We start from the raw sequence: 23,454 nt of genomic DNA, 5'->3' as shown, positions 1-23,454 counted from the left end.
TAATTAAGACCTTTGTGTATAAATTATTTAGAGGGGCCCGTTTTAAGATTCAAGAAATGAAATTTGACCATTAAGTAGTATGAATTAATGGTTCTTTTCTAAAGGGAGAGATATATGGCAATGATAGAAGTGGAACATCTTCAGAAAAATTTTGTGAAGACAGTGAAGGAACCTGGTTTGAAGGGAGCTTTGCGCTCCTTTGTTCATCCTGAAAAGCAGACCTTTGAAGCGGTCAAGGATTTGACCTTTGAAGTTCCAAAAGGCCAAATTTTAGGCTTTATCGGGGCAAATGGTGCTGGGAAATCGACAACCATCAAAATGCTAACAGGGATTTTGAAACCGACATCTGGTTTTTGTCGGATTAACGGCAAGATTCCCCAGGACAATCGTCAAGAATATGTCAAGGATATCGGGGTTGTCTTTGGACAACGAACCCAGCTATGGTGGGATTTGGCACTGCAAGAGACCTACACGGTTTTGAAGGAGATTTACGATGTGCCAGACTCGCTTTTCCATAAGCGTATGGACTTTTTGAATGAAGTTTTGGATTTGAAGGAATTTATCAAGGATCCTGTGCGGACTCTTTCATTGGGTCAACGGATGCGGGCGGATATTGCGGCTTCCTTACTTCACAATCCCAAAGTTCTCTTTTTAGATGAGCCGACTATTGGTTTGGATGTGTCGGTCAAGGATAACATTCGACGTGCTATCACCCAGATTAATCAGGAGGAAGAGACAACTATTCTCTTGACTACTCATGATTTGAGTGATATTGAGCAACTCTGTGATCGGATTTTTATGATTGATAAGGGGCAGGAGATTTTTGATGGGACGGTGAGCCAGCTCAAGGAAACCTTTGGCAAGATGAAGACTCTCTCCTTCGATCTGACGCCAGGTCAAAGTCATCTCGTCTCTCATTATGAAGGCTTACCTGATATATCCATTGATAGACAAGGAAATAACCTGACTATTGAATTTGATAGTTCCCGCTACCAATCAGCTGATATTATCAAGCAAACCTTATCTGATTTTGAAGTCCGTGATTTGAAGATGGTAGATACGGATATTGAAGATATTATCCGTCGCTTCTATCGAAAGGAGCTCTAAGATGGTCAAATTGTGGAGACGTTATAAACCCTTTATCAATGCAGGGATTCAGGAGTTGATTACCTATCGAGTAAACTTTCTTCTTTATCGGATTGGCGATGTCATGGGGGCTTTTGTGGAATTTTATCTCTGGAAGGCTGTCTTTGATTCCTCGCAAGAGCCTTTGATTCAGGGCTTCAGTATGGCGGATATCACCCTCTATATCATCATGAGTTTTGTGACTAATTTATTAACTGAGTCAGATAGCTCCTTTATGATCGGTGATGAGGTCAAGGATGGTTCCATTATCATGCGCTTATTAAGACCGGTCCATTTTGCGGCTTCTTATCTTTTCACTGAGCTTGGGTCAAAGTGGTTGATTTTCATCTCTGTTGGCCTGCCGTTTTTAAGCGTTATTGTCTTGATGAAAATCTTATCTGGACAAGGCATTGTAGAAGTGCTGGGACTAACTACCCTTTATCTTTTTAGCTTAACGCTGGCTTATCTGATTAACTTTTTCTTTAATATCTGTTTTGGTTTTTCAGCATTTGTGTTTAAAAATTTATGGGGTTCTCAAGTATTTAAGGCTTCACTAGTATCCTTTATGTCTGGAAGTCTGATTCCTTTGGCTTTTTTTCCAAAGGTGGTTTCAGATATTCTCTCCTTCTTGCCATTTTCATCCTTGATTTACACTCCGGTTATGATCATTGTTGGGAAATACGATGCCAGTCAGATTCTTCAGGCGCTTTTGCTCCAGTTTTTCTGGCTCTTAGTGATGGTGGGCTTGTCTCAGTTGATTTGGAAACGAGTCCAGTCATTTATCACCATTCAGGGAGGTTAGTATGAAAAAATATCAACGCATGCATCTGATTTTTATCAGACAATACATCAAGCAAATCATGGAATACAAGGTAGATTTTGTGGTTGGTGTGTTGGGAGTCTTTCTGACTCAAGGCCTGAACCTCTTGTTTCTCAATGTCATCTTTCAACACATTCCCTCCCTAGAAGGTTGGACTTTTCAAGAAATTGCCTTTATCTATGGATTTTCCTTGATTCCAAAGGGATTAGATCATCTCTTTTTTGACAATCTCTGGGCTTTAGGGCAACGACTAGTTCGAAAAGGGGAGTTTGACAAGTATCTGACTCGTCCGATCAATCCTCTCTTTCACATCCTCGTTGAGACCTTTCAGATTGATGCCTTGGGTGAACTTTTGGTCGGTGGAATTTTACTAGCGACAACGGCGACTAGCATTGCTTGGACTCTTCCAAAATTCCTAATTTTTCTAGTTTGTATTCCTTTTGCGACCTTGATTTATACTTCCTTGAAAATTGCAACAGCCAGTATCGCTTTTTGGACCAAGCAGTCAGGTGCCATGATTTACATTTTCTATATGTTTAATGATTTTGCCAAGTACCCGATTTCCATTTACAATTCGCTCCTTCGTTGGTTAATTAGCTTTATTGTACCTTTCGCCTTTACGGCCTACTATCCTGCCAGCTATTTCTTGCAGGGCAAGGATGGACTCTTTAATATTGGTGGTTTGATTCTGATTTCCCTTGTCTTCTTTTGCATCTCTCTGAAACTCTGGGATAGGGGATTAGACGCATACGAAAGTGCTGGTTCTTAAAAATAAATAAAGCCTAGTCTCAGGACAGGCTTCTTTTTTTTATAAAATTCTGACCACATAATCTGCCAAATCTACCAGATAGGCAAAACCTATTGTTTACGATTTTTATTTCTGTTATAGTAGTAATTGTCAAAGGGAGATGAAGCTTCCTAACAAAAAAGAAAATGAGGTAATATCATGAAAAAAGTATTAGGTATCGGATTTTTAATCATTGCAGTAGCAGTCTTATTTTTTGGTTTAGTTGGATGGCCAAGTTTGGATGTTAACATCTGGGCACTTTTTCCAGTAGGTCTATTCTTATTCTTTGCTCTTGAGAATTTGGTTAAAAAAGATTATAAGGCCAGTCTCATGAGCTTGATTATTGCCTTTATCATTGCAAATGCTATTTTTGACATCTTGCCACTTTCAAGTGGTTTAGTTATCGGTGCAGGAGTGCTAGCTTGCGTGGGAATTGGATTTCTATTTCCAGATAAAGATGTGAAAGTAGAATAAGATTTCCAATATTTCAAACAAAATTTCACTAAAGTATATACATAAATTTTCCTAAACAAAAAAGAGAAAACCAAATCGGTTTTCTCTTTTTTATTAACTTATTAAAAGTTAATAAAAATTTATAAATAACTTAGATTATTTATTGAATCCTGCACCAAAGCGAGTGTTGTTACCAAACTCACGAGTTGCATCATCCAAAGGTTTTCCGTCAGTACCTGCAACTGGTTTAGCTGGATAAGTTTCAGCACCTGATACACTGTAAGCTTTGTCATATTGTTTTGAAACAGCATAACCAAAACGGTTGTTGTGGTTATTTGCAGCACCTGCTTCTGTAACAATTTCAGTAGCTGGACGTGTTACACCTGGAATTGCTTTTGGATCTGGAGTAGCTGGAGTAGCTGGCTTAGCTGGAGCTGGCTTAGCTGGAGCTGGAGTAGCTGGAGCTGGAGTAGCTGATTTAGCAGCGTTAAATCCTGCACCAAAACGAGTGTTGTGTCCAAACGCACGAGTTGAATCATCCAAAGGTTTACCGTCAGTACCTGCAACCGGCTTAGCTGGATAAGTCTTAGCACCTGAAAAACTGAAAGTTTTCTTGTTTAATGGAGAAACTGCGAAACCAAAACGGTTGTTATGGTTATTAACAGCATTTGCCTTTGTAACTGTTCCAGAAGTTGAAGCGGTTACTCCTGGGATAGAAGGAACTTCAGTAGCTGCATAAGAAACGCTAGCGATTGCTGACAATGCTAATGCACTTGTTAATAAAACTTTTTTCATTGTTTTATCTCCTCTTTAATTTTTCATTTTATTTCTAAGGCGAACCTTATTATTTTAATTGTATCATATATGTATATATTGTCAAGTATTTATAATTTTTAAAAACGAACTTTTTTATTCAAAAATCTAATAAAGTTAGGTGTTTGATATGAAAAAGCCTCGAGTTATCTCGGGGCCTTTTGCTTTATTTACCAGCATAGTATTGTTGGATACCTTTGACGATACCTGTAACCAGTTTATTTTGATAAGCATCGCTACGGATGAGTTGATTTTCATCGAAGTTACTCATATAACCTAGTTCTAGTAAAACAGCAGGTTTATTTGTTTCTCTGAGAACTGCAAAACTACTTTCTTTTAGGCCAGCATTTTTTGCACCTGTTTGGGCTAAAAGTGAGGAATGTATTGACGATGCTAAGCGCTTGCTTTCACTGATACGGTCTGGATGATTATGCCATTTAGAATTAATTCTTGAAGGATAATCAGGGTTTTGTTCATAAAAATATGTCTCTATACCACTTAATTTTGACTTAGGATTTGAAGAAGCATTGAAGTGAATACTAATAAACATGTCCGAATTGGTCTTATTTACCATTTTCGAACGCTCAGTTACAAAATCAACATAAACATCGCTATCTCGAGAAGTTAGAACAGTATATCCCAGTCCTTCCAGTTCCTTACGCAATTTTCTGTATATTTGCATGTTCAAATCTTTTTCAGCAATGTTGTAGTAAAATGCACCAGAGTCTCGACCACCATGGCCTGGATCTAAGAAAATAACTTTGGTATACTTACCTTTTTCAAATGCTGGAGTTTCTGAAAGTTCCGCAACCCATTTTCCGTTAGTTTGGAATTGGTGGGTCTTGCCATTGATTTGATGATTTCCAGTGACATAGATACCATCATCTTTTAGGTAGTACCATGCTTTATAGGAAGGATCATAAATCCACTCATTTTTAGCCATATAACCGCCAGATTTAAGATAGTATGATCCAATCCATTCATGTGAGGCATATGTTCCTGCAGCTTTTATATAAAACCAGCTATTGTAAGTTTTGTCGAAAATCCATTCTTTCTTTGCCATAGCACCACTTGCTTTAAGGAAATAGTTTCCTTTCCATTGGTTGCTGGCCATAGCACCATCACCATTAAAGAAGTACCATGTATTTCTAATGTTCTCCCATTTTTGTTGGGTAGGTTTTCCAGATGCTTGAGCATAATACCATTGTTCATTAATTTTAACCCAAGAATTTTCAGCCATTGCTCCACTATTTGAAAAGAGGTAGCCGTTGAAGAGTCGATTACTCAACATAGTTCCATCAGCATCAAAATAATACCAAGAACCACTGATTTTCTCCCACTTGGCTTGAGATATTTTTCCTGCAGAATTCACATAGAACCATTTATCTTCTATTTTTGTCCAACCTTGATTGACCATTGTCCCGTTATTAGATAAGACATAGCCATCAATGATTTGATTGGTCAGCATGAGACCATTTTTATCGAAGTAGTACCAAGAATTTCCGATTTTTTCCCATTTTTCTTGAGAAATTTTACCAGAAGAATTTGAGTAGTACCATTTATCAGTTAACTTAATCCAACCTCCACTAGCCATCACACCATCATTGTCAAATGCATAGCCATCAAAAGTAGTGTTGCTAAGGCGGTTACCATCTTTGTCGAAGTAGTACCATTTACCTTGGATATGTTTCCATTTGGTGACGGGTTTATTATTTTCATAGAAGCGCCACTGATTATCTTCTTGTATCCAACCATCCTTTTTTGTCTCAGATACTCTAGCTTCTTCTTTAGGTTTGCTGGCAGGAGGAGTGTTTGTAGTTGTTGTTTGTTCCTCACTCGATGGCAGTTCTATTTTTTCTTTAACTTCAGTTGCCTTATCCCTGATAGTAGTTTCTACTATTTTAGAATCTTCAGCAAAAACAGGACTAGTCAATCCTAAAACTGAAAGTGTGATGGCACTTGCCACAATTGTTTTTTTCACTAAATTATTCTCCTATTTAATTTTTTTATAATAATCTTTAACATACTAAGTATATCAGAAAAGCACTTGTAAAGTAAGTGCTTTGTTTCTATTTTTTAAAATGAAATACATGAAATGAAGGTTTATGGCATCAAAAAGATTTGAACTATCATGATGATATAAATAAGAAAAGTAACCAAAAATCCGGCTCTCCAAAAGAATTTAATAAACTTTGGATAGTAAAAACTACGTTTTTTGGTAAGAAAGAAAAATACTAAAATAATTGCTAGTAAGGACAAAACTATCCCAAGTACAGGGAGGTAATTGTGGGTAAATGCCTTTGCAGTAATTAAATAATATTCAAAAATTAAAAATGGAAAGGCTAAATCAGCAAAATTAATCCCTTTTTTCTTTAGTTTAAAAAATCTGCTAATAATAATAGCTAAAGCTATGGTTAAAACCAAAAGCAAAACGGAAGCAAGTTTTATTAAAATCATATCATTATTGTATCATAAAGTTTTGATAAAAGAAATCTTAGTCCTTTGATTAATTAACCTTTTAAATCCAGTCTTTAAATAGTAGTTAAAAATGTTATTTATGTTCTTACAAAACTAATGAATCTTATATCTCGGATCCTTAAGACTTAGCACACTGGCATTAATTACAGCCCCGAGGATTAGAATTTTGGCAATTAAAATAAACCAAAACATAATTACAACCACGATAATAGAACTGAAAAAACGGACATCGACAAGATGATTAACATATGTGTTTATAGATGTTGAGAAGATATTCAAAAATAGCATAAGTGTCACTAGTACAATGATGCTACCAGGTAGAATGTAACGAATACTAGTTACCTTTACATTTGGTAAGAAGTAATAGAGCATGACCAAGATAGCAAACAGAAGTATGTAGATGATAGGACCTGTAAAATCCTGTAAATAATCAAACAAAATGCTATCAGATTGCCAATAGTTCTTTAGCAAGTTTAGAAGCATTTGGCCAAACATACTCAAGAACAATGCTAAAGCAAAGAGTACTTGTAATCCAAAACTAACAAGCAAGGATATAAGCTGATGACTGATAATTCCTCGATTTTTGGCAACACCGTATGCCTTATTGAAAGCCTTTTGAAGGAAATCCATTGATTTTGAAAAAGTCCAGAGGGCTGATAAAACTGCAAAACTTAGTAATCCCGTCGATGGTTGCGTAAGAACTTCACGAACAATTTTTTCAATCACTTCAAACATAGAATCGGGTAAAAATTCCTTAAGGGTAATTAAAAAATTGGAGATAGGGATTTGAAAATAGGGAAGGATGTTGACCACTATCATGATTAGTGGAAAAATCGATATTAACCAGTAGTAAGCGACAGCTACACTAGTCAACTCACTATCCGACTCTTTATAAAAATGTAAAAAAGCTTTTATTAAGGGTCTTTCAGTTAGTCGTATCCAGAACTTTTTCATTTTATACTCTCCAAAGTGTTTTATTTTTTAAGAAAAATCCTAATTTCTTCTTACCAACTCCATCATATCATAAGGCAATGTATTAGCAGATTCTTTAAGAGAATAGCTTTCAAGATTGTTGACATTTTGCCTTAATTTTTTTGCATATTGTGCTGAGATGAGTTTTTGTTCCTCAAACTCAAAGATACATTTTCGTTCAAGATAGTAACCTCTAAGCATTTCATCAATATTGTTTGGCTTTATTTTATTGATAACTCGTTCAACAAAAGCTCCACTAGTGATATTACTAGTTTCACGTAGCCTTGATTCTTGCATGAAACTAATCAAGGTACTCTTATATATTCCCTTAAGATTTTCAAGACTTTCAATAATGATTTCTGTATTGGCTAGATAAAGATCAGCAATTTGATCATAATCAATGGCCTGAAGTATATGCTTGTCCTTATCTTTCCATGAACGGAAGGTTTTACCAAATGTTAATATCTCATGAATGATGAAACGAATAATCCGCAATGATACTAGGAAGTAGTATGTAAGTCTGGAAGCAATGTTTCGATTGATTCCTTTTTCCATATTTTTTAAATAACGTTGATAGACACGGTAGCCTCTCTCGCCTATCTTGCCTTCTTCATAAGCTTGTTCCAAACTATCACTCTCAATACTAAGAATGAGAAGTTTGAGAGCTTCCCAGTCTTCTTGAATTTCTTTGTTTTCTAAACTCAAAATCAGGTTTTCTATGCGACCATGGTAGTTATCAATAGCAGCATAGAGTGGAACCTTATTTTTGGTTTTATCCAAATCTTTTTCTAACTCGACTGCAACTGCATTTAAAATTGCGATATGCATGAGTTGGTCAGTCGATGTCTTCTGTTCTTCAGATAAATGGGGAAGTACAACTAAGCCTGTTAAAAAACTGAGCAAGGTTACACCAGCGACTAAAAAGAGTAGTAGAGGATATTCTTGTTCTAAATCAGTAGGAATAAGCAAGATTGTTGCTATAGAAACTGTACCCTTTACACCAGAAAACGTCAACAGTAGCATATCTTTCATATACTTATGGAGACTTTTTTGGAGTTTTTTGATACGGAATACATAAAAACCGTAAATCATGACAAAGCGGATAGCAAAAAGCAGGAAGGTCAAGAGAAAAACACTGAGTAGGAGAAGTACTTTGTTGTAGAAAGCACTCTTAAGAATTGGTTCCGCGATCATTTCCAGTTCCATTCCAAGAATGACAAAGACTGAACCATTGAGCATAAAGGTTACAGTGTGCCAAACAGTCTCAGTAACTGTATCAACTTGCGCTTCAAGGAGATTTATTTTCTTGAAACGACTGGCTTTCAGAATCCCAGCAACAACAACGGCGATGATGCCTGAAACATGAATTTCTTCGGCTATGAAAAAAGTCAAGAGAGGTAAACTAAGTTCCAATAAGAGCTCACTTGCAATATCTGTTGCACGGACGCTGAGTAGAAAGGTATGAAGGAAGCGATTGATTAGGGCTGTTATAAAGCCGACTGCAAAACCTCCAACGATGGAAATGGCTAATGAAGTTCCGGCTTGGGTAAGGGAGAATGTTCCTGTTGTCCAAGCGATGAGAGCCATTCGAAAAGCTACTAGTCCAGATGCATCATTTAGAAGACCTTCCCCTTTTAGGATATTAGAAACCCGCTTTGGGAAGGAAAAGCGTTGAGAAAGGGATGCGAAGGCGACCAGGTCAGTAGGACCTAAGGCGGCACCAACTGCTACACAGGCGGCTAATGGTAGGCTAGCCCAAAGGACATGGGCGACTCCTCCCATGCTCAAGGCTGAGATAAAGATAACTGGAAAAATCAAAAAGAGGACAATCCGCCAGTGTTTTAGGATAGAAGTAATGTCTGCTTCTTGAGCCTCTCGGAATAGTAGCGGGCCAATGACTAAAGCTAGGAATAACTCAGTATCTAAATGATATTGGTTGTTGGGTAAACAAAGTCCAATTCCAATCCCTAACAAAATTTGAATCAGAGGCATGGGTAAAAAGGGCAGAAGCTTATTGGTTGTACTAGAAACAATAAGAACTAGTAAAAATACTAAGAGATAAAAAAGTAAATTCATCTTCCACCTCCCTATTTTTGTTTACGACAATTTTCAAAAAGTTCCTTTTGTTCTTGGATTTTTTGATCAATCTTTGAGTAGTCCTTATGCTCGATTTTCTTTTGACAACGCTCCATTTCAAGTGAAATGAGTTTTTTCTTGATTTTAAGCATTTTCTTAGTCATTCGAGCTTCATCCAAAATCCCAACAGCTCGCTCATGCTCAGTTGATTCAACGAAGTTATGGCGCATGGCCTCTATTTTGTCTCGCAGGTATTGTTTATCCATGTCTATACCTTTCTAATTTTTCAATCATCACTAAAAACGGTGGATTATTAACTTGGTTGAGAGTTCGATAAATTGTAGCGGTATATTCTTGTTGAGGTAACTGACTAACATAATTCAGTACAGCATCTTTTTCAAGATCACCACCTTCATGACCATAATAAATCATGATGGCAATCCGTCCGCCCTTGACAAGCCTATTGCAAAGCTTCTCTATAGCCTCTATTGTTGTTTGAGGTCGTGTGATAATAGATTTGTCAGCAGAGGGAAGATAGCCTAGATTGAATATTGCTGCCTTGAGCTCTGACACAAACTGATCAACAGTTTCATGTCCCTGCAATATTAACTGCACATTGGTCAAGCCATCTGCTTGCAAGCGTTGATTTGTTTTTTCTAATGCCTGTTCTTGAATGTCAAAGGCATAAACTTGTTTAGCTAATTTTGCTAGAAAAAGAGTATCGTGGCCATTTCCCATCGTCGCATCAACTACAATATCCTCTTGGGTGATTACTTGAGTTAGAAAATCATGTGCCATTTCAAGCGGTCTTTTCATTGTTAAACTCCTGCTTTATTGCTTTGCATCCTTGAACACTTCCTCGACGTCTCATTTCAGTTTCAATGCTATTTAGAACTTCCCACTTATTAAGACTCCACATAGGTCCAATCAGCATATGACGAGGAGCATCCCCAGTGATTCGGTGAATGACGATATGTTTTGGAATAATTTCTAACTGATCACAAATCACTTTAACATAGTCATCCTGACTCATCAATTGCAATCTACCCTCGTGATAATCACGCTGCATTCGAGTGTTGGTCATTAAGTGGAGAAGATGCAGTTTAATCCCTTGAATATCATTATCAGTGACACAACGGCGGACATTTTCTACCATCATTTCATGGGTTTCCCCAGGCAAGCCATTGATGAGATGGGCTACAATTTCAATTTTAGGGAATTTTCTCAATCGTTTGACCGTCTCTACATATAATTTATAAGAATGAGCACGATTGATTAAGTCAGAAGTTTCTTCGAAAGTAGTTTGTAACCCCAATTCAACAGTAACATGCATCCGTTCAGATAATTCTGCCAAATATTCGATTGTTTCATCTGGTAAACAATCTGGGCGTGTTCCGATATTAATCCCAACTACCCCAGGTTCATTAATAGCTTGTTCATAGCGTTCTCGAATGATTTCTAGTTTTTCATGGGTATTGGTAAAGTTTTGAAAATAGACCAAGTACTTTTTTACATCAGGCCATTTTCGGTGCATAAAGTCTATTTCCTTATAAAACTGCTCACGGATAGGAGCATCAGGAGCAACGATAGCATCTCCAGATCCAGAGACTGTACAAAATGTACAACCACCATGAGCAACAGTTCCATCACGGTTTGGACAGTCAAAGCCAGCATCAATAGGAACTTTAAAGGTTTTTTCTCCAAATAAGTTTCGATAATAATCATTCAAGGTATTATAGGATTTCATAGCTAATATTATAACAGAAAACACCCACAAACTCAAAAACAGCTAGTATATATAAGTTTTAGCAACCTTTTTCTATTTTTAAAAAAAATATCATTTTTTTAAAAAAAACCTTTACAAAAATTTTTAAAGTGATATAATTAAAAGTAGAAATACTGCAAACGTTTTCGTAAAACGTTTGCGTAAATAAAAAAAAGGAGATTTGGATGATGAAAGATACATTCAAAAATGTCTTGTCTTTCGAATTTTGGCAAAAATTCGGTAAGGCTTTAATGGTGGTTATCGCTGTTATGCCAGCGGCTGGATTGATGATTTCAATCGGTAAGTCACTTGCATTGATTGACCCAAACCTTGCTCCCCTAGTTATTACTGGTGGCGTACTAGAGCAAATTGGTTGGGGAGTTATTGGTAACCTTCATATTTTGTTTGCCCTCGCTATTGGAGGAAGCTGGGCTAAAGAACGTGCTGGTGGTGCTTTTGCTGCCGGTCTAGCATTTATCTTAATCAACCGTATCACTGGTACAATCTTTGGTGTATCAGGAGACATGTTGAAAGATCCAAATGCTATGGTTTCAACACTATTGGGCGGATCAATCAAAGTTTCTGATTACTTTATTAGTGTTATGGAAGCTCCAGCACTTAACATGGGTGTCTTCGTAGGGATTATCTCTGGTTTCGTAGGAGCTACAGCTTATAACAAATACTACAACTTCCGTAAACTTCCTGATGCACTTTCATTCTTTAACGGAAAACGTTTTGTACCGTTTGTAGTTATTCTTCGTTCAGCGATTGCAGCGATTGTTCTCTCAATTGCTTGGCCAGTTGTTCAAACAGGTATCAACAACTTTGGTATTTGGATTGCTAACTCTCAAGAAACAGCTCCAGTTCTAGCACCATTTTTATATGGAACTTTGGAACGCTTACTCTTGCCATTTGGACTTCACCACATGTTGACTATCCCGATGAACTATACAGCTCTTGGTGGTACTTATGATGTCTTAACGGGTGCAGCAAAAGGCACTCAAGTATTTGGACAAGATCCACTTTGGCTTGCATGGGTAACTGACCTTGTAAACCTTAAAGGTACTGACGCAGGTCAATACCAACACTTGTTAGATACAGTACATCCAGCTCGTTTCAAAGTTGGACAAATGATTGGTTCGTTTGGTATTTTGATGGGTGTGGCTGCTGCGATTTACCGTAATGTTGAAGCAGACAAGAAACACCAATACAAAGGAATGATGATTGCGACAGCTCTTGCAACTTTCTTGACTGGTGTTACTGAGCCGATTGAATATATGTTCATGTTCGTTGCAACACCTCTTTACCTTGTCTACTCACTAGTTCAAGGTGCTGCCTTTGCTATGGCTGACGTAGTAAACCTACGTGTGCACTCATTCGGTTCTATCGAATTCTTAACTCGTACTCCACTGGCTGTTAACGCAGGTCTTGGAATGGATATCATTAACTTTGTTTGGGTAACTGTCCTCTTTGCAGTTATCATGTTCTTCATTGCTAACTTCATGATTCAAAAATTCAACTATGCTACTCCAGGACGTAATGGAAATTACGAAACAGCTGAAGGTGCTACTGAAGAAGGATCTAACGGAGAAGGGCAAGTTGCTGCAGCTTCTCAAGCTGTAAATATTATCAATCTTCTTGGTGGACGTGCTAATATCGTCGATGTTGACGCTTGTATGACTCGTCTACGTGTTACAGTAAAAGATGCTGAAAAAGTTGGTTCTGAAGCACAATGGAAAGCAGAAGGAGCTATGGGGCTTGTCATGAAAGGACAAGGAGTTCAAGCTATCTACGGACCAAAAGCTGACGTTCTTAAATCAGATATCCAAGATATTCTTGATTCAGGTCAAGTTATTCCAGAAACACTTCCACACCAAATGACTGAAGTTCAAAAAGCTGAAGTAGAATTCAAGGGTGTGACAGAAGAAGTATACTCTGTTGCTGACGGTCAAGTAGTTGAATTAGAACAAGTTAAGGATCCTGTTTTCTCTCAAAAAATGATGGGTGACGGATTCGCAGTTGAACCATCTAATGGACATATCCTTTCTCCAGTAGCTGGTACTGTTTCAAGTGTTTTCCCAACTAAACACGCTCTTGGTATTACGACTAAATCTGGTCTTGAAGTTCTTGTTCACATCGGTCTTGATACTGTTAGCCTTGAAGGTAAACCATTTGAAGTAAAAGTTTCAGAAGGTCAAACAGTTGCTGCTGGAGACCTCTTGGTTGAAGCAGATCTAAATGCGATTCGTGAAGCTGGTCGTGAAACAACTACAATCGTTGTATTTACAAATGCAGATGCTATCAAGTCAGTTAAACTAGAACAAACAGGTTCACTTGCAGCTAAAACAGTAGTTGCCAAAGTTGAATTGTAATATGACAGGGGTTGGAAATGTTTTTCCAACCTCTTGTTTATAGGAGAAAAGTATGAAATTTTTAACACTAAATACCCATAGTTGGATGGAAAAAGATCCCCAAGAAAAATTCCGACTTTTACTTCAAGACATTCTTGAACAAGACTACGATCTGATTTGTTTTCAAGAGATTAACCAAGAAATAAGTTCAATTCTTGCCGAAACAGATGAACTTTATCATCCCCTACCATCAGCTGAGCCAATTCATCAAGATCATTATATCTATCTTTTGGTCCAAGAGTTGAAGAAGGCTGGTAGAGAATACTATTGGACTTGGGCCTACAACCATATCGGCTATGATCGATATCATGAAGGTGTTGGAATACTTTCTAAAAACCAAATCCAAGCACGAGAAATTTTAGTTTCAGATGTCGATGATCCTACAGACTATCATACTCGCAGAGTAGCCTTAGTAGAAACGACGGTAGATGGGAAAGATCTTGCAGTTGCAAGTGTGCACCTATCATGGTGGGATAAAGGCTTCCAAGAGGAGTGGGCTCGATTTGAATCAGTCTTAACTGATTTAAATAAACCACTTTTACTAGCAGGTGATTTTAATAATCCAGCTGGGCAAGAAGGTTATCAGACCATTCTTGCAAGTCCCTTATCACTACAAGATGCCTATGAAGCTGCTCAAGAAAGAAGCGGTAGCTATACAGTCCCACCTGAAATCGATGGCTGGAAAGGGAATTCAGAACCTCTTCGAATTGACTATGTGTTTACGACAAAAGATTTACAAGTTAAATACTTACATGTAATCTTTGATGGACAAAATAGTCCACAAGTCAGTGACCATTATGGTCTAAAAACAGAACTTATTTGGAAAGATTAAAGTCCAAAATATCCTAAAAATAGATTAACTCCCCTCATTTTTTTGAGGGGAGTTTGCTTGTTAATGCTATTAATATAGGTAAAGTTTTTGGTTGTATAACTTGTAAAATAGGATAAAATCCTTTAAAATAAAAAGTGTTGGAGGAATTTATGAATGTAAATCAAACTGTGCGTATTATCCCAACGCTAAAAGTAAATAATCGAACTATAAATGAAATGTTTTATGTAAAAACTCTAGGGATGAAACCTTTATTGGAAGAATCAGCTTTCCTATCGTTAGGGGACCAATCAGGTCTTGAAAAACTTGTTTTAGAAGAATCGCCAAGTATGAGAACCCGTAAGGTCGAAGGGACTAAGAAATTAGCTAAGTTAATCGTCAAAGTAAAAAATCCTTCTGAGATTGAAGCTTTACTCGCTCGTATGGAAACTTTACCTAAACTTTTTAAAGGAAAAAAAGGCTATGCCTTTGAAATTCATTCACCTCAAGATCACCTTATCCTTCTTCATGCAGAAGATGATGTAAATGAATTAAAAAAGCTTGAAGAGGAAGTGAACTTTTCTAAAAATGATAGTATGATTTACTTGTCAGAATTTGAAATTTCAACAGAAATTCACTTGCCAAACCAAATTAAAAGTTTACTAGAAGATGTAGAAGCTGATAAGAAATTGATATTTAAACAAGGTCAAGGTGAGGATTTATTGGTTGAAAATTCTCTTACTTGGGATTTGTCTATGCTGAAGTTTCAAGTAGAAAAATTCGATATTCCAAGTCTTTGTCAGAAATTTGAGTCAGTAGGATACTTTGTTCCCAAGTCTGAGAAGTTTTTCCTAACCAAGGATGCCAACAATATTGAATTGTGGTTTGAAGAAGTATGAAACAAGAAATCATTAAAAAAATAGAGCAACAAATTGAGGCAGGGATTTATCCTGGTGCCTCTTTTGCGTATTATCGGGATGGTGAATGGTCTGATTGGTACCTCGGAGAAGCAAATCCAGAAATTGGAGAGCAGACTTGTCAAGGTTTAGTCTATGATTTAGCAAGTGTGAGCAAAGTCGTCGGAGTTGGAACTGTCTTAACCTTCTTGTGGAAGCAAGGCAAGATTGAGCTCGATCAATCCATAAAGACCTATCTTCCAGAGGCGGATTATCCAGATATCACCATTCGTCAATTGCTAACACATGCAACTGATTTGGATCCTTATATACCTAATAGAGATCAACTCTCAGCAGACCAGCTAAGAGAAGCCATGTTTCATCTTAGTCGACGAGAGAAGAGGGCTTTTCTATACTCTGATGTGCACTTTCTCTTACTCGGTTTTCTTTTAGAGAACTACTTTGAGAAAGACTTAGACCAGATTTTACAAGAGCAAGTTTTCGATCCATGGAAGATGAAGGAAACTCAGTTTGGGCCTATTAGCGGTGCTGTTCCTACAGTTCGGGGACAGAAAGCAGGGGTGGTACATGATCCCAAAGCTCGTTTATTAGGTAAACATGCTGGAAGTGCAGGCTTGTTTTCAACTGTGAAGGATTTAAAAATTTTCCTTGAGCATTATTTGCAGGATGATTTTGCTGACGAATTAAGCCAGAATTTTTCAGATTTGAGTGATAAGGAGCGCTCCTTGGCTTGGAATCTTGAAGGCGATTGGCTAGACCATACAGGCTATACTGGAACCTTTGCCATGTGGAATCGTAAGAAGCAGGAAGCTGCTATTTTCTTGTCCAATAGAACCTACGAAAAAGACGAGCGTGCCCAGTGGATCATAGACCGTAATCAGGTCATGGATCTAATTCGTGAAGCAGACTAGGGAGGAAGTATGTCAAAAGCCTTTAAAGGAACTCTTTTTACAGTGATCGCAGGCATTGCTTGGGGACTATCTGGAACCAGTGGTCAGTACCTGATGGCTCATGGGATTTCAGCTCTAGTTCTGACCAATATCCGTTTGATTGTTGCAGGTTTGCTCTTAGTTCTCTTGTCCTATATAAAGTCTAAGGAACAATTTTTGACTTTTCTAAAAGATAAATCAAGTCTCTTTTCTCTCTTACTATTTTCTTTATTTGGCCTCTTTCTGAATCAATTGGCTTATTTATCGGCTATTCAGGAGACAAATGCAGGTACAGCGACGGTGCTTCAGTATGTCTGTCCTGTTGGAATCTTGGCTTACACTTGTATCAAGGATAAGGTAGCACCTACTATAGCCGAAAACCTTTCTATGATTTTAGCAATAGTTGGAACCTTTTTAATTGCAACGCATGGTCAGTTGGAACAGCTGTCTATGACACCAGCAGGTCTCTTTTGGGGCTTGTTCTCTGCTTTAACCTATGCTCTTTATATTATTTTACCCATTAAACTCATTCAAAAATGGGGGAGCATTCTGGTTATTGGTGTCGGTATGACCATCTCAGGTTTTGTAGCAGTGCCATTTACTGGGATTATCGGTGCTAGTCTACCTATGTCTTTTGATATTTTCTTAGCATTTGCTGGAATTATTCTCATCGGGACTGTTTTTGCCTACACGGCCTTTCTAAAGGGGGCAAGTATGATTGGGCCAGTCAAATCTAGTCTCTTGGCCTCTATTGAACCAATATCTGCTGTATTCTTTGCTTTCATGATTATGGGAAATATCTTTTATCCTGTTGATTTTCTTGGTATGGCAATGATTTTATTAGCGGTAACTATTATTTCATTGAAAGATTTAATGCTAGAAAAGAAAAAGCAATCAGCGTAGAGGTTATGTTATCTTATCAAAAAGTTAGTATTGAATATAAAAAATCCACTCAAAAGAGTGGATTTTATTTTTTTACATTAGTCTATATTTTCGTATGGCAAGATCAAGTTTAGGATGATACCTGTCATGGCTGAAAGGGCAGTACCTGAAAGGGTAACTGGACCAAGTTTAAGGATTGCTCCACCAAGTCCAAGCACGAGCATTGCACTTGCGATGATAAGATTACGCATTTGACCAAAGTCTACACGTTCCTTGATCAAGACTTTCAAACCGTTGCTTGCGATAACCCCGTATAGAAGGATTGACATACCACCAAGTACAGCGTTTGGAATTGTAGAAATCAAGGCAGTAAATTTACCAAGGAAGCTAAGGGCGATAGCGATAAAAGCAGCGTTACGAATAACAGATACAGAAGCGATGCGAGTCATACCGATAACGCCTGTATTTTCACCGTAAGTTGTATTTGCTGGTCCGCCAAGGAAGGCAGAAACAGAAGTTGCGATACCATCACCGAGAAGGGTACGATGAAGACCTGGATCTTTCAAGAATTGGCGTCCACAGATTTGACCTAGAACGGTGTGGTCTCCGATATGTTCAGAAATAGTTACGATAGCGATTGGTAAGATTGCGATTGTTTCCGGACCAAAGTAAAGGTCGTATTGTTTGAAGGCACTACCTGTATTAAATGGTAGGTAGAAACCAGGAATTTCAAACCAGTTAGCTTGAAGAACAGGAGTGAAGTCAACTAAGCCAAGTGCTAGCGCGAAGAGATATCCACCAATAATTGCAAAGAGGAAAGGAATGATACGAAGGAAACCTTTTCCTTTTGTATTGATAAAAGCAGCAATCAAGAAAGTAACAACGGCTACAAGAGCGTTTTTCCAGTTGCTGTCAGCTACAAGACCAGCATTGGTTACGGCAGAGCCAGCAAGCCCAAGACCGATAACGATAATCATAGGACCAATAATGATTGGAGGCAAGAGTTTATCAATCCATTTTGTACCTGCGAAGCGAACACTTGCAGCAACAAGGACATAAACAAAACCAGTTAGGATAACCCCTGTCTGAGCAGCAGATACATCACCCCCCATTTCTTTCATGGCAAGTGACATGGCTGTAATAAAGGCGAAAGAAGAACCAAGATAAACAGGAACTCTAAAACCTGTTGCAATCATATAGATGAGGGTACCAACCCCTGAAGCAAAGAGGGCAACGGATACAGGCATTCCCAAAATCAATGGTACCAAGATGGTTGCACCAAACATGGCAAACACGTGCTGGAAACTGAGTAGGATTCCCTTACCAAAAGAAGGACGTTGGTCAACGTCGAGTAACAAATCAACAGTTGATTCTTGTTTCATAAATACCTCACTTTTTGGGCATCAAAAAAGAGCCCATTATTTTACAGCAATAGGCTCTCAGAGTAAGACTTCTTTAAAAAGAGAATTATCTCATTCTTAAAGAATTTCATATATTTTTGCGTCTTCGTCACCTCACGGGATGACATTAAAAACCTTTGCTTGTGATAGTATAGCAGAAAAAAATGATTTTGTAAATCATTTTTTCCCGAGCCCTGAAATAAGAGAGCGAGGCTAATTTTGTAGGTATCTTTTTAAAATATCTTAAAGAGGGCGTTTATTGGGCATACCAGCCTTACGTGGATATTTGTTTGGAGTTTCCTTTTTCTTTTCAACAATGGTGATGTAGCGAGGGTCTCCATTTGGAAGTGTATAGCTAAGGTTGTCTTCGACCTTGCTGAAGAGAAGGTTGAGGGCATTCTTGGCTTCTGTCAATTCCTCAGGTGCATTACTTGCCTTAAGTGCCAAAAGTTTTCCACCAACTTTAAGGTAGGGAATGGTTAACTCAGAGAGAACCTGCATACGGGCAACTGCACGAGCTGTCACAATGTCGAATTGGGCACGGAAATTCTTATCTTGAGCAAAATCTTCTGCGCGCCCATGGTAGAAATGAACACCTTCTAGATTAAGCTCCTCAGCTAAAAGTTGAAGGAAGTTAATTCGCTTATTTAGAGAATCAATGATGGTCACATCTAGTTGAGGGTAGAGAATCTTCATAGGGAGACTAGGAAATCCTGCCCCTGCTCCAATATCCAGTAACTTAATTTCTTGGTTTGCAATCATCCCTTTTAGGATGGGAGCGATGGAATCATAAAAATGTTTGAGGTAGACTTCTTCCTTTTCAGTAATAGCAGTTAGATTGATTTTTTCGTTCCACTCGACTAAGAGTTCAAAATAGCGCTCAAATTGTGCTTTTTGCTGGTCAGTAAGAATAATATTTTGTTGGTCAAGTAATGTGTAAAATGTTTCTGGTTTCATAGTTCTATCCTTCTTTTATGTCATCTTATTTTACCACAAAAATATGGAAATTTGATATACTGGTACTAATCTTAAATGAGAAAGGAATCCTACTATGTCTTGGATTATTCTTGGAATTTCTACTTTTATTGTTCTCTTTGTGATTGTTAGTTATAACAGCCTAGTCAGAGTGCGTATGCAAACAAAGGAAGCATGGAGTCAGATTGATGTTCAGTTGAAACGTCGAAATGATCTCTTGCCTAACTTGATTGAAACGGTTAAAGGTTATGCGAAATATGAAAGTTCTACACTTGAAAAAGTGACTCAACTTCGAACACAAGTAGCGGCAGCAACTACGCCTGCAGAAACTATGAAGGCTAGTGATGCATTGACTCGTCAAGTATCGGGCATCTTTGCGGTGGCTGAGAATTACCCTGACTTAAAGGCTAGTGCCAATTTTGCCAAATTACAAGAAGAATTGACTAACACAGAAAATAAAATATCCTACTCTCGTCAACTTTATAACAGTGTTGTTAGCAACTACAATGTTAAATTAGAAACCTTCCCAAGTAATTTGGTTGCTCGGATTTTTGGGTTTAAAGCGTCTGAATTTCTTCAAACACCTGAAGAAGAAAAAGCGCTGCCTAAGGTTGATTTTTCTAGTCTAGGTGAGTAAAATGCTGTATCAACAAATTGCAAGTAATAAACGTAAAACAATAGTTCTTTTAACTGTATTTTTCCTTCTATTGGCTTTAGTAGGTTATGCAGTAGGCTATTTATTTATGAACTCTGGTTTGATGGGAGTAACTTTAGCTATTCTTATCGGACTTGTCTATGCAGTATCCATGATTTTCCAATCTACAGAGATTGTTATGAGCATGAATGGGGCGCGTGAAGTTGACAGGAATGAAGAACCAGTTCTCTATCATGTTGTGGAGGATATGGCTATGGTAGCTCAAATTCCAATGCCACGTGTTTATGTTATCGATGATGCTAGCTTAAATGCGTTTGCCACAGGTTCTAATCCTCAAAATGCTGCTGTAGCAGCTACATCAGGACTGTTAGATATCATGAACCGTGAGGAGTTAGAAGCCGTGATCGGCCATGAGGTTAGCCATATTCGCAACTACGATATTCGTATTTCAACTATTGCTGTTGCTCTAGCTAGTGCCATTACCCTTTTATCAAGTATGGCTGGTCGTATGATGTGGTGGGGTGGAGCATCACGCAGTAGAAGAAATAGTGACCGTGACGGTGGAGGACTTGAAGTGATTCTGTTAGTTATTTCTCTCTTAGCCATAGTTCTGGCACCTCTTGCAGCAACTTTAGTGCAATTAGCTATTTCTCGCCAACGAGAATTTTTAGCGGATGCTTCAAGTGTGGAATTAACTCGTAATCCGCAAGGGATGATCAATGCTTTACAAAAATTAGACAATAGTCAACCCATGAGTCATCATGTGGATGATGCTAGTAGTGCACTTTATATCAATGATCCTCAAAAACCAGGTTTCTTAAAAAAACTATTTTATACGCATCCACCTATTTCAGAACGAATTGAGCGTTTGAAAAATATGTAAAAAATATCCAGAGGTTTTCCTCTGGATGTTTTATTTTCAAAAGTTAAAGATCTTGTAAATCGACTACTTCCAAACCATGCTCTGTCAGACTATAGATACTCGTACAAATTTCTTTTAAGAAACGTCGATCATGCGAAACAGTGACGAGACCACCAGGATAAGTGGCAAAGAGTTTTCTGATTTCTGGTTGAGAAGTTGGAGAAAAATTTCGTGTGGGTTCATCCAGAAGGAGAAAGTTTGGTTTTCGCAGAACTAAATTCAAAAGAAGGAGTTTACCTTGTTGACCTCCAGATAAGGAGTGGATTTGGTGGTGCATCTCTGGATAGCTGAAATTAAGACTGGCTAAGCGAGATTGGATTTTCTGTATTTCCTCTTTGTGTCCAGATTGGCTGAGAAATTCTACTGGGGATAGATCCAATTGCAGTGTTTCTTGGTAATCTTGTGGCATAAAACCAAGCGAAATCTCTCTTTTGCCGCTTAGTAGTTGATGTAACTTTGCTAAAAGAGTGGATTTGCCAACGCCATTGGGACCGATAATGCCGATTTTATCTTGACCACGGATAGTTAATTGTAGCCCTTGAGACAGAATTCGTTGGCCAATGGATAAAGTCTCATTTTCTAGTCGAACTAAGACTTTTGAAGCCGCTAATGGCTCTATGTCTGAAAAGAAAAGTTGGATGTGTTCCTCTTCAAGTGGTTTTTGGATCATGGACTGAGCTTCCTTTTCAAAGCGTTTTTCTTGAGAGAGAACAGTTTTCATCTTTTTAGCCAATAGGCGACCGGCAGTACTGTCTTTGGTAGCTCGAAGTGCAGTTTCTACATTTTGCTTAACTCGGCGATGTTTTTCCATGGTTTTGTCATAGGCTCTCTGGTCGTTGGCAGCTTGCTGGCTTTGTCTAACAAAATTAGCCTTTCTCTGGTCACTATAGCTATCGTAGTCTAAATGCTCTATTAGCGTTTCCGCTTCTTTCCGGTGCTTGACCAGTCGCAAGTGGATAATGGTGTCTGCCGTTTGAGAGAGAAAATCTTCATCATGAGAAATGAAAATAACGGTTTGCCTCATCTTTTGAATATGTTTTTTTAGCCAATAAACCATCTCTATATCCAGGTCATTTGAAGGTTCATCTAAAAATAAAATCTCAAAGGGTTTGGCAAATTCATGGATGAGCTGAATTTTCAATGCTTCACCACCCGAGAGACTACCAATTTCTTGGTCGCTAGCAAAACGGTCGCTATCAAAGTGCAACTCCTCAGCCAAACGATAGAGAATGCTGTAGTCCAAATCTGTAGACTCTAAAAAGAAGTAGTCATGTAGAGTTTTCTTTTTCAGGTCCTCAGCTAGTTTTTGAGGAATGTAAGCCAGTGATTGAAGATCAGATTGGATTTCTCCCCTGATAGAGAAATCAGCTAATTTTTCTCCCATTAAAGCTCGTAGTAAAGTCGATTTTCCATTTCCTTCTTCGCCTATAATAGCGACCTTTTCTCCGTTTTGGATGGTAATGTTTAAATCAGAAACAAGATCTCGTAAATCTTTGTTTTGTGTGATGGTCAGATGATTGATTTTTATCATATGATTGCCCTTTCTAGAATGTTCATATTGCATAACAAAAAGCTCTACTTTACCTAGTAGAGCTAATCGTCTATGTCAAAAAAACTCTTTTAAAAGGGCTGAAAATCCAGCAGAAAAAGAGCACACAAAAAAGAGACAGAAACAAGATCTACTAAATAAAGGTTCTTTATTTGATAGACTTAGTTGTTCATGTCTCCCTTACCTCCGAGTATTGTTGCAATCATCATACTTTTTTTGAGAAAATTTGTCAAGATTAAGCCAGAAAACCCTCTATTTTTAAAAACCAAAAACAGGTCCATAGAGTGTCAACGTATGTTTAACGTGATCGTAGTGAAACTTGTCATAGTTTCTCCAAGCAGTGCGGGCTTGGTCATTTAATTTCAGTGAACCAAGTCCAATCAAAAGGCTAGTCCGTTGGTAAAATGATTCCAGTTCAATTAAGATAGAATTATCTAGTTTTTTGGCCTTTTTAAGTTGATTAAGAAGCTGGTCAATAATTTGTTGTAAGCGCTGATCATCAGGTAATCCTTGTTTACAGCTTTGTATCGTTTGATTTAATTCTGAAACGAGTTGATAGGCTTCAGCTAAAAGAGCTTTGTCTTCCATATGAGCGTCCTCCTTTGCTCATGTATTGATGCCTATAGTATAGCACAAAAAATAAAATTGTCATAATAAATATATCAAAAAATGATAAAAATTAAATCAAGGTCTGGAGCGGTTAAATTAAGTGATTTC

23 protein-coding genes are annotated in these 23,454 nt (G+C 37.8%); 11 read left to right on the top strand and 12 right to left on the bottom strand.

Features of this window, described 5'->3' with window-relative positions; translation table 11 throughout:
- Positions 1-114 precede the first annotated feature (114 nt).
- The 4 genes from PAN07_RS05105 (at position 115) to PAN07_RS05090 (ending at position 3,206) form a co-directional block, all read left to right on the top strand.
- The gene (locus PAN07_RS05105) at positions 115-1,107 is read left to right on the top strand and encodes an ATP-binding cassette domain-containing protein (RefSeq protein ID WP_269797356.1); all 993 of its coding nucleotides are present in this window, start codon (positions 115-117) and stop codon (positions 1,105-1,107) included.
- 1 nt (position 1,108) lies between these two features.
- On the top strand, positions 1,109-1,927 hold the full coding sequence (locus tag PAN07_RS05100; protein ID WP_269797355.1) for an ABC-2 family transporter protein: 819 nt from the start codon (positions 1,109-1,111) through the stop codon (positions 1,925-1,927).
- 1 nt (position 1,928) lies between these two features.
- Positions 1,929-2,714 (top strand): ABC transporter permease, encoded by a 786-nt coding sequence (locus PAN07_RS05095; RefSeq protein ID WP_269797354.1) that lies wholly within the window; start codon positions 1,929-1,931, stop codon positions 2,712-2,714.
- A 177-nt stretch (positions 2,715-2,891) separates the two neighbouring features.
- Positions 2,892-3,206, top strand: a complete 315-nt coding sequence (locus PAN07_RS05090; protein WP_269797353.1) for a hypothetical protein — start codon at positions 2,892-2,894, stop codon at positions 3,204-3,206.
- A gap of 135 nt (positions 3,207-3,341) precedes the next feature.
- Here PAN07_RS05090 and PAN07_RS05085 read toward each other — a convergent pair whose 3' ends face one another.
- From PAN07_RS05085 to PAN07_RS05050, 8 genes are all read right to left on the bottom strand, one after another.
- On the bottom strand, positions 3,342-3,980 hold the full coding sequence (locus tag PAN07_RS05085; protein ID WP_269797352.1) for a hypothetical protein: 639 nt from the start codon (positions 3,978-3,980) through the stop codon (positions 3,342-3,344).
- Between the two features lie 184 nt (positions 3,981-4,164).
- Positions 4,165-5,979, bottom strand: coding sequence for an N-acetylmuramoyl-L-alanine amidase (locus PAN07_RS05080; protein ID WP_269797351.1), 1,815 nt, complete (start codon positions 5,977-5,979; stop codon positions 4,165-4,167).
- Positions 5,980-6,101: 122 nt separating this feature from the next.
- Positions 6,102-6,455 carry a DUF3397 domain-containing protein gene (locus PAN07_RS05075; protein ID WP_269797350.1) on the bottom strand — a complete coding sequence of 118 codons (354 nt, stop codon included), beginning with the start codon at positions 6,453-6,455 and terminating at the stop codon, positions 6,102-6,104.
- A 114-nt stretch (positions 6,456-6,569) separates the two neighbouring features.
- A complete protein-coding gene (locus PAN07_RS05070; protein ID WP_269797349.1) occupies positions 6,570-7,430 on the bottom strand; it encodes a YihY/virulence factor BrkB family protein in 861 nt (286 codons plus the stop codon).
- Positions 7,431-7,469: 39 nt separating this feature from the next.
- On the bottom strand, positions 7,470-9,524 hold the full coding sequence (locus PAN07_RS05065; protein WP_269797348.1) for a sodium:proton antiporter: 2,055 nt from the start codon (positions 9,522-9,524) through the stop codon (positions 7,470-7,472).
- A gap of 11 nt (positions 9,525-9,535) precedes the next feature.
- Positions 9,536-9,790 carry a hypothetical protein gene (locus PAN07_RS05060; RefSeq protein WP_269797347.1) on the bottom strand — a complete coding sequence of 85 codons (255 nt, stop codon included), beginning with the start codon at positions 9,788-9,790 and terminating at the stop codon, positions 9,536-9,538.
- The gene (locus PAN07_RS05055) at positions 9,783-10,340 is read right to left on the bottom strand and encodes a class I SAM-dependent methyltransferase (RefSeq protein WP_269797346.1); all 558 of its coding nucleotides are present in this window, start codon (positions 10,338-10,340) and stop codon (positions 9,783-9,785) included. The genes PAN07_RS05060 and PAN07_RS05055 overlap by 8 nt, the downstream gene beginning before the upstream one ends.
- Positions 10,324-11,280, bottom strand: a complete 957-nt coding sequence (locus tag PAN07_RS05050) for a TIGR01212 family radical SAM protein (RefSeq protein WP_269797478.1) — start codon at positions 11,278-11,280, stop codon at positions 10,324-10,326. Before PAN07_RS05050 ends, PAN07_RS05055 begins: the two co-directional genes overlap by 17 nt.
- 194 nt (positions 11,281-11,474) lie before the next feature.
- Here PAN07_RS05050 and PAN07_RS05045 point away from each other — a divergent pair, with 194 nt between their 5' ends.
- From PAN07_RS05045 to PAN07_RS05025, 5 genes are all read left to right on the top strand, one after another.
- The gene (locus tag PAN07_RS05045; RefSeq protein ID WP_269797345.1) at positions 11,475-13,661 is read left to right on the top strand and encodes a PTS transporter subunit IIBC; all 2,187 of its coding nucleotides are present in this window, start codon (positions 11,475-11,477) and stop codon (positions 13,659-13,661) included.
- 52 nt (positions 13,662-13,713) lie between these two features.
- On the top strand, positions 13,714-14,532 hold the full coding sequence (locus PAN07_RS05040) for an endonuclease/exonuclease/phosphatase family protein (protein WP_269797344.1): 819 nt from the start codon (positions 13,714-13,716) through the stop codon (positions 14,530-14,532).
- A 149-nt stretch (positions 14,533-14,681) separates the two neighbouring features.
- Positions 14,682-15,407 carry a CppA N-terminal domain-containing protein gene (locus PAN07_RS05035; protein WP_269797343.1) on the top strand — a complete coding sequence of 242 codons (726 nt, stop codon included), beginning with the start codon at positions 14,682-14,684 and terminating at the stop codon, positions 15,405-15,407.
- Positions 15,404-16,336: a serine hydrolase domain-containing protein gene (locus PAN07_RS05030; protein ID WP_269797342.1), complete on the top strand. Its 933-nt coding sequence runs from the start codon at positions 15,404-15,406 to the stop codon at positions 16,334-16,336. The genes PAN07_RS05035 and PAN07_RS05030 overlap by 4 nt, the downstream gene beginning before the upstream one ends.
- Before the next feature lie 9 nt (positions 16,337-16,345).
- Complete coding sequence (locus PAN07_RS05025; RefSeq protein WP_269797341.1) at positions 16,346-17,257, top strand: DMT family transporter; 912 nt, start codon at positions 16,346-16,348, stop codon at positions 17,255-17,257.
- A gap of 77 nt (positions 17,258-17,334) precedes the next feature.
- Here the strand turns inward: PAN07_RS05025 and PAN07_RS05020 are convergent, their stop codons facing one another.
- Together PAN07_RS05020 and rsmG are read right to left on the bottom strand one after the other, a co-directional pair.
- Positions 17,335-18,618 carry a solute carrier family 23 protein gene (locus tag PAN07_RS05020; protein WP_269797340.1) on the bottom strand — a complete coding sequence of 428 codons (1,284 nt, stop codon included), beginning with the start codon at positions 18,616-18,618 and terminating at the stop codon, positions 17,335-17,337.
- 261 nt (positions 18,619-18,879) lie between these two features.
- Positions 18,880-19,593, bottom strand: a complete 714-nt coding sequence (gene rsmG / locus PAN07_RS05015; protein WP_269797339.1) for a 16S rRNA (guanine(527)-N(7))-methyltransferase RsmG — start codon at positions 19,591-19,593, stop codon at positions 18,880-18,882.
- A 94-nt stretch (positions 19,594-19,687) separates the two neighbouring features.
- Between rsmG and PAN07_RS05010 the strand changes: the two genes are divergently transcribed.
- Positions 19,688-20,248, top strand: coding sequence for a LemA family protein (locus PAN07_RS05010; RefSeq protein WP_269797338.1), 561 nt, complete (start codon positions 19,688-19,690; stop codon positions 20,246-20,248).
- A gap of 1 nt (position 20,249) precedes the next feature.
- Positions 20,250-21,149, top strand: coding sequence for a zinc metalloprotease HtpX (gene htpX, locus PAN07_RS05005; RefSeq protein ID WP_269797337.1), 900 nt, complete (start codon positions 20,250-20,252; stop codon positions 21,147-21,149).
- Positions 21,150-21,192: 43 nt separating this feature from the next.
- On the opposite strand, the gene PAN07_RS05000 is transcribed toward htpX, so the two are convergent.
- The gene (locus PAN07_RS05000; RefSeq protein WP_269797336.1) at positions 21,193-22,752 is read right to left on the bottom strand and encodes an ATP-binding cassette domain-containing protein; all 1,560 of its coding nucleotides are present in this window, start codon (positions 22,750-22,752) and stop codon (positions 21,193-21,195) included.
- 243 nt (positions 22,753-22,995) lie between these two features.
- Entirely contained in the window at positions 22,996-23,325 is a 330-nt protein-coding gene (locus tag PAN07_RS04995) for a helicase BlpT (RefSeq protein ID WP_269797335.1), read from the bottom strand.
- Positions 23,326-23,454 lie beyond the last annotated feature (129 nt).

The organism is Streptococcus sp. SM5 (assembly GCF_027497975.1).
Note: the sequence above shows the minus strand (reverse complement) of the source record. Positions and strands in the feature narration are given on the sequence as shown.

What these genes read in the sequence shown, in the direction of transcription:
- PAN07_RS05070 (WP_269797349.1), bottom strand. Translation starts at nt 7,430, where the DNA reads ATGAAAAAGTTCTGGATACGACTAACTGAAAGACCCTTAATAAAAGCT.
- htpX (WP_269797337.1), top strand. Translation starts at nt 20,250, where the DNA reads ATGCTGTATCAACAAATTGCAAGTAATAAACGTAAAACAATAGTTCTT.
- rsmG (WP_269797339.1), bottom strand. Translation starts at nt 19,593, where the DNA reads ATGAAACCAGAAACATTTTACACATTACTTGACCAACAAAATATTATT.
- PAN07_RS05105 (WP_269797356.1), top strand. Translation starts at nt 115, where the DNA reads ATGGCAATGATAGAAGTGGAACATCTTCAGAAAAATTTTGTGAAGACA.
- PAN07_RS05075 (WP_269797350.1), bottom strand. Translation starts at nt 6,455, where the DNA reads ATGATTTTAATAAAACTTGCTTCCGTTTTGCTTTTGGTTTTAACCATA.
- PAN07_RS05000 (WP_269797336.1), bottom strand. Translation starts at nt 22,752, where the DNA reads ATGCAATATGAACATTCTAGAAAGGGCAATCATATGATAAAAATCAAT.
- PAN07_RS05065 (WP_269797348.1), bottom strand. Translation starts at nt 9,524, where the DNA reads ATGAATTTACTTTTTTATCTCTTAGTATTTTTACTAGTTCTTATTGTT.
- PAN07_RS05040 (WP_269797344.1), top strand. Translation starts at nt 13,714, where the DNA reads ATGAAATTTTTAACACTAAATACCCATAGTTGGATGGAAAAAGATCCC.
- PAN07_RS05100 (WP_269797355.1), top strand. Translation starts at nt 1,109, where the DNA reads ATGGTCAAATTGTGGAGACGTTATAAACCCTTTATCAATGCAGGGATT.
- PAN07_RS05060 (WP_269797347.1), bottom strand. Translation starts at nt 9,790, where the DNA reads ATGGATAAACAATACCTGCGAGACAAAATAGAGGCCATGCGCCATAAC.
- PAN07_RS05030 (WP_269797342.1), top strand. Translation starts at nt 15,404, where the DNA reads ATGAAACAAGAAATCATTAAAAAAATAGAGCAACAAATTGAGGCAGGG.
- PAN07_RS05095 (WP_269797354.1), top strand. Translation starts at nt 1,929, where the DNA reads ATGAAAAAATATCAACGCATGCATCTGATTTTTATCAGACAATACATC.
- PAN07_RS04995 (WP_269797335.1), bottom strand. Translation starts at nt 23,325, where the DNA reads ATGGAAGACAAAGCTCTTTTAGCTGAAGCCTATCAACTCGTTTCAGAA.
- PAN07_RS05010 (WP_269797338.1), top strand. Translation starts at nt 19,688, where the DNA reads ATGTCTTGGATTATTCTTGGAATTTCTACTTTTATTGTTCTCTTTGTG.
- PAN07_RS05020 (WP_269797340.1), bottom strand. Translation starts at nt 18,618, where the DNA reads ATGAAACAAGAATCAACTGTTGATTTGTTACTCGACGTTGACCAACGT.
- PAN07_RS05035 (WP_269797343.1), top strand. Translation starts at nt 14,682, where the DNA reads ATGAATGTAAATCAAACTGTGCGTATTATCCCAACGCTAAAAGTAAAT.
- PAN07_RS05025 (WP_269797341.1), top strand. Translation starts at nt 16,346, where the DNA reads ATGTCAAAAGCCTTTAAAGGAACTCTTTTTACAGTGATCGCAGGCATT.
- PAN07_RS05045 (WP_269797345.1), top strand. Translation starts at nt 11,475, where the DNA reads ATGATGAAAGATACATTCAAAAATGTCTTGTCTTTCGAATTTTGGCAA.
- PAN07_RS05085 (WP_269797352.1), bottom strand. Translation starts at nt 3,980, where the DNA reads ATGAAAAAAGTTTTATTAACAAGTGCATTAGCATTGTCAGCAATCGCT.
- PAN07_RS05090 (WP_269797353.1), top strand. Translation starts at nt 2,892, where the DNA reads ATGAAAAAAGTATTAGGTATCGGATTTTTAATCATTGCAGTAGCAGTC.
- PAN07_RS05055 (WP_269797346.1), bottom strand. Translation starts at nt 10,340, where the DNA reads ATGAAAAGACCGCTTGAAATGGCACATGATTTTCTAACTCAAGTAATC.